Consider the following 9,626-nt stretch of genomic DNA (forward strand, 5'->3'; position numbering starts at 1 on the left):
CCGTCATCGTGGGGCGCTCGGGAAAGGAACGCCATGATCGAGTCCACCAGTGCCGCCGACGGCGAACTCACCCTCGTCATCGACGAAGTCAATCTCCCCGCAGACGACATCGTCGCGCTCACCCTCGTCCACCCGTCGGGGGACGAACTTCCGGAGTGGACTCCCGGTGCACACATCGATCTCGTTCTGGGAGACAGGCTGATCCGTCAGTACTCCCTGTGCGGCGACCCCGCCGACCGGACCCGATACCGGGTCGCTGTCCTGCGCGAACCCAACGGCCGCGGCGGCTCCGCACATGTCCACGCACACCTCACCCCCGGCACCAAGGTCACCGTCTGCGGGCCACGAAACCACTTCACGCTGCATCGCGCACCCGCTTACCTGTTCATTGCGGGCGGCATCGGCATCACACCCATCCTCCCTATGATCGCCCGCGCCGACGAGGAAGGAGCCGACTGGCGCCTGCTCTACGGTGGTCGCCGCGCCGAATCCATGGCCTTCCGCGACGAGCTGCAGACCCGCTACGGCGCCCGCGTCACGAGCTGCCCCCAGGACACCCACGGCCTGCTCGATCTGGCCACTGCCGTCGACGACCTCGCCGTCGGCACCCTCGTCTACTGCTGTGGCCCCGAGCCTCTTCTCGACGCCGTCGACACCGCCTGCCAGAACCTCCCCGACGGCACCCTCCACGTCGAACGTTTCTCGGCCAAGCCGCTCGACGAGCCGATCCGCACCGGAGATTTCGAGGTCGTCCTGCAACAATCGGGACTCACTCTCACCGTCCCGCCGGACCTTTCCATCCTCGAGGTCGTCACCGCTGCCGGCGTCGAGGTCACCTACTCGTGCGAAGACGGGATCTGCGGAAGCTGCGAAACCCCGGTCCTCGCAGGAACTCCCGACCACCGGGACTCGGTACTCGACGATGACGAGAAGGCCCGCAATGACGCCATGATGATCTGCGTCTCCCGGTCCTGCAGCGCCCGAATCGAACTCGACCTCTGACCCAACCCGACCCCGACCACCTGACACGCTCCGCGAACTCGGCCACTCCAGGAGGCAATGCCATGAATCACGAAGAGAACGAACTGTTGTGCCGTATCGGCCCCGGCACCGCCATGGGAACTGTGGTCCGCAACTACTGGGTCCCCGCCTTCCCGTCGACCCAACTGCCGATGCAGAACAGCGATCCGATCCGCGTACGACTGTTCGGCGAGAACTACGTCGCCTTCCGCGGTGACGACGGCACCATCGGATTCCTCGACGAGAGCTGCCCACACCGTGGTGCCCCGCTGGTATTCGGCCACCAGGAGGGATGCGCCATCCGCTGCCTGTACCACGGCTGGAAGATCGGGACCGACGGCACGATTCTGGAGACGCCCAACGCCGAGGCCTCGGCCATCCGGAAGGGCCTGAAGGCCAACGCCTACCCGGTGGAGGAGTCGCACGGGCTGGTGTGGGTCTACCTCGGTCCGCAAGACACAGTGCCACCGCGTCCCAAGTACGTGTGGGAACAGGAGAAGCCGGAGCACACCCTCGTCGTCGACGTGGACTGGGACTGCAACTGGGTGCAGGCACTCGAGGGCCTACTCGACTCGTCTCACGCCGGCATCCTGCACGCCGACATCCTCAAGAAGTTCCCGCCGAAGATGCAGGCCGACGGTGACGCGATGAAGCGCGGGCTACTGCCCCGATTCGAGCTGGAGCGGACGGACTTCGGCCTGCATTACGCCGCCGTTCGTTCCGGTGCCGGCAGCACCGCCGACGCCGACCAGGTCCGCATCACCGCATACGCGGCCCCATTCGTGACCTTCGTGCCGACCGGCGGGATGGCCTTCATCCCGGTTCCGGTCGACGACACCCACACCAAGTTCTACAACGTGTGGTGGGATCCGGACGAGCGTCTCGACAGCGGTCCCGGATACGAACACCGACTCGACATGTGGGGTGTCACCGAGGAGATCCTCAGGATCACCGGAATGACGCCGACGATGCCGCCGGTCGGCGAGATCCCGCCACGCAACGTCTGGCCGCAGGACCGTGTTGCCATGCGTGCGGGAGAATCCTTCACCGGCTTCGACGGCATCACCGCCGAGGATGCAGCACTCGCCGTCGGGATGGGCCCCATCGTGGATCGCTCCAAGGAACACCTCGTCGCGTCCGACATCGTCATCTCCCGCACTCGCCGCATTCTCCTGAAGGAGGCCCGCACCGTCGGCGCCGGCGGGGAGCACTCGAAGTGGCAGACCGGCAAGACGCCGCCCGAGAAGATCACCGCTGCCTCCGGAGATCTTCTTGCGAATAAGAACTGGCGCGACATGGTTCCCGATCATGTCGCCATCTGACCAGCGGCTCACCGGCCCGTCCTATCCACTCACATTTCGAAGGAGTCCCCCATGTCGTCCGTAGTCGCCTCGATTGGCACGTCCCATTCGGTGATGCTCGCGCCGGATCACCACGAGCTGTGGTCGACCCGTGCGGAGCAGGACAGCACCGACACCGGCCTGGTCGACAACGACGGGAAGCCGCAGACATACGAAGCCCTCGCGGCGATGGCGGGCGACCGATACCTCGATCAACTCGCCCCAGAGATCTGGCAGCAGAAGTGGGATCGGTGCCAGGTCGCCATCGCGCGCATCCGCGATGACCTCACCGCGCTCGAACCCGATCTGCTGCTGATCATCGGCGACGACCAGCGTGAACTGTTCTACGAGACGCTGCAGCCCGCGATCGCGGTGTTCATGGGCGAGACGGTCAAGATGAGCGAAGGGCAGGTCCCGCACGACATCCCCGCCGACCGTGTCGAGAAGGTCCGCGGGTTCCTGTCCTGGCTCGGCTGTGACGGCCGCGCTCATCCCGGTGACCCGGCGGCGGGCCTGCAGATCGTGCAGAGCCTGATCAAGCAGGGCTTCGACGTCGCCAGCATGAGTGACCTGCCGGGCGACCGCGAGTTCGGGCACGCCTTCGGCTGGGCGCTCGGCCCGATGCTGACGGGCACACCGTGGGAGACCCTGTCGATCCCGTCGGTCCCGATCATGGTCAACACCTACTTCCCGCCGAACCAGCCGACCTCGGCCCGCTGCTACGACCTCGGGGTCGCCCTCGCCCGCGCCGTCGAGGATCTGCCGGGCGAGCGGCGGGTCGCGGTCATCGGTTCCGGGGGCCTGTCGCACTTCGTGGTCGACGAGGAACTCGACCGCACCGTCCTCACGGCCCTGGCGAATCACGACGCCGACACGCTGCGCTCCATTCCGGAGCACCGCATCGACTCGGGCACCTCCGAGATTCGCAACTGGCTGACCGTCGGTGGGGCCGCCGCACACCTCGACACCCAGTGGACCGATTACATTGCCGCATACCGAAGCCCGGCGGGCACTGGGGTCGGCCTGGCGTTCGGAGTGTGGTCGTGAGCGATCTCGACGCCGAACTCGCCGAGGTCGCGATGATCGCCAAGCGCGTCTCCAACTGGGGACGGTGGGGCGACGACGACGAACGGGGAACACTCAACCTCATCACCCCGGCTAAACGCGCGGCCGCCGCTCAGGGTGTCCGGCACGGGATCATCCACTCGCTGGCCTTGCCCCTCGGCGCGAGCGGACCACAGGTTCCGGACTCTCCGAAGCCGCCGTCCGGGAACACCGCGTGGCGTCCACCCCAGGTCCGTAGCAATCCGGTGCACACGATGCTCGCGTCCGGATCCGATCCTGAGGAGATCAACGGCCTCGGTGGCGGCGCGCATTTCACCGACGACATGATCCACATGCACCTGCAGGCCTCGACCCAGTGGGACGCACTGTCGCACTGTTACTACGAGGACATGCTCTACAACGGCAAGCCGGCGGCGTCGGTGACGTCGGCCGGGGCCAGGTACCACTCGATCGACAAGGTCGCCGACGACTTCGTCGGGCGGGGTGTCCTGCTCGACGTGGCCCGGCTGCACGGTGTGGGCAGGCTCCCCGGCAGCCATGTGGTCACTCCGGAAGACCTGCAGCGTGCCGCCGACGCCGAGGGCGTCATGGTCGAGGAGGGTGACATCCTCCTCGTACGCACCGGCCTGCTCGCGGACTGGGCCGCGACCGGATCGTGGCTGGCGGTGAAGGAACGGCCGCAGCCGGGTCTCGGCATCGCCTGCATCGAGTGGCTGCACCAGCAGGGGGTGGCTGCTCTTGCGGTGGACAACACTGCGGTCGAGGCGCTGGGCACCGGTGCGGCGCTCAAGGGCCCGTTCCATATGCTCGCGCTCCGCGACATGGGACTGCACCTGGGTGAGTACTGGTTCCTCGAGAAACTCGCCGAGGACTGCGCACGCCTGCAGCAATATTCGTTTCTGCTCAGCTCCGCCCCGCTTCCGTTCGAGAACGCGGTCGGATCCCCGATCAACCCGATCGCGGTGCTGTAACCCTCTGTTTCACGACGGCGAACGCCCCGAGGTCTGCGAGATCTCGGGGCGTTCGTCGTCGCTCGGCGGCAGCGCCGCACAGCCCGGGGGCGGCACGCCAACAGGGCGCCTGGCCGGGATGACCGGCCGGGCGCCCTGCGGCGATTCTCCTGTGCGGAAGACTGTTCGGCTCCCGCGTCACAATTCGCGTGCGATGGTCACTTTCTGGATTTCCGTCGCGCCCGCGTAGAGCCGATGCACACGGCTGCCGCGGTAGAGCCGCGAGATCGGCATTTCGTCGATGAACCCCGAGCCTCCGAACATCTGCAGCGCACGGTCTACGACACGGCTGGTCATCTCCGGCACCCACACCTTGAGCATCGCGCCGTCGGTCATCGTGAATCGGCCCGCGCGGTACTTGCGGATGCCGTCATTGACGAACGACCGGCCGACCTCGATCTCGGTCTTCATGTCCGCCAGCGCGAACTGGGTGTTCTGAAAGTCGAGAATCTTCTGTCCGAATACTTCCCGGTTCCGCACGTGTTCCAGCGCCAGTTCGAAGGCAAGTTCCGCCTCCCCCAGTGCGCGCGCCGCCATCTCCAGCCGATCGAGCGCAAAGGTCGACATCATCAGGCCCATGGCCTGTCCCTCGCCGACCAGGAGATTCTCGGCCGGTACGCGCATGTCGTCGAAGTACAGCTCGGCCAGGTCGTAGGCCGGGTAGCCCATCGTCTGCATCCGCCGGCGGGACAGGCCCGGCGTCGTGCCCTCGACGATGAACATGCTCATTCCGCGGCCGCGCTGCGTCGGGTCGGTCTTGGCCGCGACGTAGATCAGATCGGCCTTGTTCGCGTTGCTGATGAAAATTTTCGATCCGTTGATCACGTAGTCGTCGCCGTCGCGGACGGCACGGGTCCGGATGGCCATGACGTCACTGCCCGCATCCGGCTCGGTGACCGCGAACGCCTGGGTGATCTCGCCGGACATGATTCCGGGCGCCCATCGACGCTTGTGCTCCACGGACCCACCGGTCATCAACACATGGGTCGCACCGGCATCGGCTGTGATGGAGCTGCCGACCACCGTTCCGCCCACGGACCGACCGAGTTCGTAGGCGACGATGACGCCGAACAGGTCACTGCCTCCCGGCCCGCCGTACTCCTCCGGAATGCCGACGCCGAGGATCCCGGCGCGGCCGGCCTTGCGCCAGAACTCCCGGTCGACCTCGGGGTCACCGATGAACTTCTCGAGGTGAGGTTCGAGTTCGCGGTCCAAGAACGCCCGGACCGACTGGCGGGCGTACTCCTCTTCTTCGGTGAACGGCGACGCGATATCTGATTCCACTGTCGTCATCGACGATTACTCCTCTTTCCGCCAGACGAGTCGTCCCGCCTGGAACAACTGCGCACACCCGGTCTCGACGCGCCGTTCCCTGGGCGCGCAACCGTCCAGCGCGCGTGACCGCCTCGAGCCGGTTCCGGTCGAACGGGTCACGCCGCGGGGCGACCGGACGGGTCCGTATCTAGCGATCCGCGGTCTCGGCTGCCAGTCCACGCAGATACCTCTCACGTTCACGGTTGTGGGCGTCGAGAGCTTCCGGCGTCGTGTTGCCGAACAGGTCCGTGTAGTCCTTCAGCACATCGGCGGTCGCGAACTCGATGTATTGGCGTCCTTCGATCCACAGACCCTGGAATTTGAACGGGCCGTCGAAGTATGAGGTCGGCCAGCCCTCCTGCTCGGCGATCTCGCGGATGCGGTCGAAAGACACGACCGCACTGCACAGCGCGTGGTTGTACGAGAACTGCTGCGTGGACCCCGGAACCTCCTTGATTGTCGCCAGTGCGTCTTCGTTCGGGTACTTGCAGGCGTCGATGGGTCCGACCTCGATCATCGTCCCGTGTTCGTCGAACAGGCAGACCCAACGCGCGCCTTCTTCATATGGGGGAACCGGCGGAACGATCACATGACCGCCCATGATCTCCGCCAGCACCTCCGCCACGTGAGTCGGGTTGTCTGCATTGAAAGACCAGTGGTGCAACATAATCGTGAATACCTCCAGATCGATTCTCGTGTGGACGGGACCGCTGTCCCGCCCTCTGTGCAGCCCGGTACCGTTCAGGTCGTCCCGGCACCCTGCCAGGCTGTGAGGACGGTCCTCAGTTCCGAGACGGACCCCGCTCCGGGGAGTGGTTGCGCAGCCGGGCCCAGCCGCGGCGCCGGGGCGGAAACGATGCCGGCGGCCGTTCGGACGAGGGCAGCGCGGTGGGAGATGTGGTCGTCGTCCGGCGCTTCCTCGAACGTGAGTACCGGTGTTACACAGGCATCGGTGTCACCAAACACCGCCGTCCAGTGATCACGGGAGTGTTCGCGGAACTTCGCCTCCAAGATGCCGGCAAGCTCGTCCCAGCGGCCGCGGTCGTCGCGGTCCGGCAGCGTGGCCGGATCCAAGCCGAGCTGACCAACGAGCACCTGGTAGAAGCGGACTTCGACCGCACCGACGGCCATGAATCCGCCGTCACTGCATTCGTAGGTCCGGTAGTACGGTGACGCACCGTCAACCACGTTGTCGTGCCGCACATCCGACCACGATCCGCTGGCCCGCAGTTCCAGGATCGGCTGGAGCAGCGCGGCGACACCGTCGACCATCGCGGCGTCCACCACTGTTCCGCAACCGGTCCGCTCCCGTTCCCACAGTGCCGCGAGGACGCCGAGCATCAGGAACATCGAACCGCCACCGTAGTCCCCGACGAAGCTCAGCGGAGGCACCGGCCGGTCCGCAGGGCCGATGGCGTGCAGCGCTCCGGTGAGCGACAGGTAGTTGATGTCGTGGCCCGGGAGGTGCGCCCGCGGGCCGTCCTGCCCCCAGCCCGTCATCCTCGCGTAGACCAGACGAGGGTTGGCGACTGTGCACGCGTCGGGTCCGAGTCCGAGCCGTTCCATGACACCCGGCCGGAAGCCCTCGAGCAGGACGTCCGTACAGGCCACGAGATCGGAAACCAGCGCGTGATGGGCAGGGTCCTTGAGGTCCGCGTACACCGTCGTGCGGCCACGGAGGACATGCGTGAACCGGCCGTAGTCACCGAACGGTGAGTCCTTCGCCCGGTCCCGGCGGGCGACGCGCACAACATCCGCCCCCAGGTCCGCCAGGAGCATCGCGCCGTGGGGAATCGGTCCGATGTTCTCGAACTCGACAACCCGCAGACCGTGTAGCGGTGCACCCATGGGAGTTCTCCTGTCCGCGTCCGATGCCGCCGGGTAGTGCTCCCGAGGAATAAGTGGCACTTGCGATGTCAGCGAGCCTGGCACGTCGGGAATCGTCGGAACAGTCCGCGTTCCGTACAGCGAAATATTTAGTCGCCGAGTCTGTTTCACGATAATTGGGAAGCACCGGACGGCGGTGCAGGGTTGCGGCTTCCGGGACGGGCAACAAATGCGGCGGCGTCCCGTGTGCCGCACGGCACACGGGACGCCGATTGTTCAGTTGCTCGAGTGAGATTGTTCAGTTGCTCGAGTGAATGGTGGCTGTCATGCCGGCCGATTGGGCAGGTAGACGACTTCCATCAGCTTGTCGACATAGTTCGTCGTATCGATCTTGCCGGGCTCGTACCACGAACCGAATCCGTTGTAGTCGATCGGATTGTCGTAGCCGAGCCCGGAGACCACGCCGGTCCACTCCTCATTGGCGGCGTCGATCCTCGCGAGGAATTCGGCGCTGTCGCCGACGCCCTCGGTGGCGCCGGCTTCGGCAACCAGGTCGGCGTTCGCCGCGGAGATCGTGTCCCGTGCATCCTGCTCGAACGGCACGAACTGACCGCCGGCCTCCTGGAGCTGCCGGGACACCTGCGCGGCGATCTCCCAGTTGGCGTCGAGGTACTCGGTCATGAACACGTCGATACGGTCATGGAGGAGTTGCTGCGCGACGAGCGGAAGCGAATCCCATGTGTCCACGCTCATGGCCATGGCACCGGTGACCGGGGCGATACCGTAGCCCGGATCGAGGGTGGCCTTGGCCGCAACGGTCGGAATCCCGGAGTTCGCAGCAGAGTTGAGGCTCGAATTGGCGCAGTCCGCAACCCCACGCTGGAGACCCTCGTACATCTCGGTGAAGGGCAGAGACACGGGCGATGCGCCCAGCGCCTTGAGCTGCGCAACCTGCGAGGCACCGCCCGCGGCCACCAGGGCACCGCGGAGGCTTCCCAGGCTGGTCCTGGTGTCCCGGCAGTACATTCCGGTCGGTCCGGGGATGTAGTAGGGAACGAGGAGCTTCATCCCCTTCTCCTCGAACTCCCGCTCCGCCGCTGGCAATTCACCAGCGACCTCCATGGCCCACGCATTCGATGACAGCAGGCCCTGCACCACGGAGAAGTCCGACGTGACGGAGGCTTCGGTGAGCGCGGTGTTGACCGGGTATTCCTGCGGCTCGTAACTCGGGTAGATCTGTCCGATGTCGAGACGTCCGTCGGACAGGGCCGTATCGACGTCGGTCGGACTTGCGACACCGCTCGAGTAGACGGTGTCGAGCGTGATCTTGCCACCGGACCAGTCCTCGACGGCTTCGTGATACTTCTCGATGTAGCGGCCGCTCACACTACCCTTCGCGTTCGGCGACTGGGCATGGATGACGATCGGGTCGACATCCTCGAACGCAGCCTGGTACTCCTCCTTCGAGGCACCGAAGGCCACACCTGCTCCGGAGCCGGACCCGCCCGGGCCCGCCGTGCCCTCGGCACACGCGGACAGGAACAGGGCCGCCACTGCAACGGCAGCGATGGGAACTGTCTTCTTCGTCAAACGCATCGCGTTTCCTTTCGTCATCGAACCGGGATCTGAAGCCTGCGAGAGGTCCGGGGTGGGGTCGGCGATCTGTGCTCCCGCGGCACATCAACCGTTCCGGTGGGGCAAATGATGCACCTCGGGACCGTGACGATTTTCTGCCGCAGTCGATCTGAGGAATCTGATCAACTGCGAGCTCCCATCCCGGCTACCGGCGAGGTGAGAGTGACATAGGCAACACAGCCGAGACAGGGGGCGTTCCGAAGAACGAAATCGGTAGGGACCACTTCAGCGCCAGCCTCTTACGGAACCGGCGCGCTTCGCGCCCCACGTACCCAGTATGTGGACCGAACCCGAACCGAAGCGAGACGCGGCGGCAGCCCCCCCAGGGGGGGGGGCGCGCTTCTCGCAGGACGGGTGCCAGCGTTCCCAAAACACATCCCCTTCCCGCAAAACAACTCTGTAGGGAAGTAGGCGG

The 9,626-nt window shown here is 65.9% G+C and carries 8 protein-coding genes; 4 read left to right on the forward strand and 4 right to left on the reverse strand.

Annotation, left to right across the window (positions count from 1 at the left end; translation table 11 throughout):
- Positions 1-33: 33 nt before the first annotated feature.
- The 4 genes from ACFU5V_RS34220 to ACFU5V_RS34235 all read left to right on the forward strand — a co-directional run bounded on the left by ACFU5V_RS34220 (position 34) and on the right by ACFU5V_RS34235 (position 4,396).
- Positions 34-1,002: a PDR/VanB family oxidoreductase gene (locus ACFU5V_RS34220; RefSeq protein WP_378704681.1), complete on the forward strand. Its 969-nt coding sequence runs from the start codon at positions 34-36 to the stop codon at positions 1,000-1,002.
- Positions 1,003-1,064: 62 nt separating this feature from the next.
- The gene (locus ACFU5V_RS34225) at positions 1,065-2,342 is read left to right on the forward strand and encodes a Rieske 2Fe-2S domain-containing protein (protein WP_378704683.1); all 1,278 of its coding nucleotides are present in this window, start codon (positions 1,065-1,067) and stop codon (positions 2,340-2,342) included.
- Between the two features lie 51 nt (positions 2,343-2,393).
- Complete coding sequence (locus ACFU5V_RS34230) at positions 2,394-3,407, forward strand: hypothetical protein (protein ID WP_378704685.1); 1,014 nt, start codon at positions 2,394-2,396, stop codon at positions 3,405-3,407.
- 32 nt (positions 3,408-3,439) lie between these two features.
- Positions 3,440-4,396, forward strand: coding sequence for a cyclase family protein (locus ACFU5V_RS34235; protein ID WP_378704736.1), 957 nt, complete (start codon positions 3,440-3,442; stop codon positions 4,394-4,396).
- Positions 4,397-4,573: 177 nt separating this feature from the next.
- Here the strand turns inward: ACFU5V_RS34235 and ACFU5V_RS34240 are convergent, their stop codons facing one another.
- The 4 genes from ACFU5V_RS34240 to dctP form a co-directional block, all read right to left on the reverse strand.
- Positions 4,574-5,728, reverse strand: coding sequence for an acyl-CoA dehydrogenase family protein (locus ACFU5V_RS34240; RefSeq protein WP_378704687.1), 1,155 nt, complete (start codon positions 5,726-5,728; stop codon positions 4,574-4,576).
- A gap of 169 nt (positions 5,729-5,897) precedes the next feature.
- Positions 5,898-6,374, reverse strand: coding sequence for a hypothetical protein (locus ACFU5V_RS34245; protein ID WP_378704689.1), 477 nt, complete (start codon positions 6,372-6,374; stop codon positions 5,898-5,900).
- Positions 6,375-6,490: 116 nt separating this feature from the next.
- Entirely contained in the window at positions 6,491-7,597 is a 1,107-nt protein-coding gene (locus ACFU5V_RS34250; RefSeq protein WP_378704691.1) for a CaiB/BaiF CoA transferase family protein, read from the reverse strand.
- 303 nt (positions 7,598-7,900) lie between these two features.
- Positions 7,901-9,172 (reverse strand): TRAP transporter substrate-binding protein DctP, encoded by a 1,272-nt coding sequence (gene dctP, locus ACFU5V_RS34255; RefSeq protein WP_378704693.1) that lies wholly within the window; start codon positions 9,170-9,172, stop codon positions 7,901-7,903.
- Positions 9,173-9,626: the final 454 nt, after the last annotated feature.

The sequence above is a fragment of the Rhodococcus sp. NPDC057529 genome (assembly GCF_042802055.1).
GTDB lineage: Bacteria > Actinomycetota > Actinomycetes > Mycobacteriales > Mycobacteriaceae > Rhodococcus_F.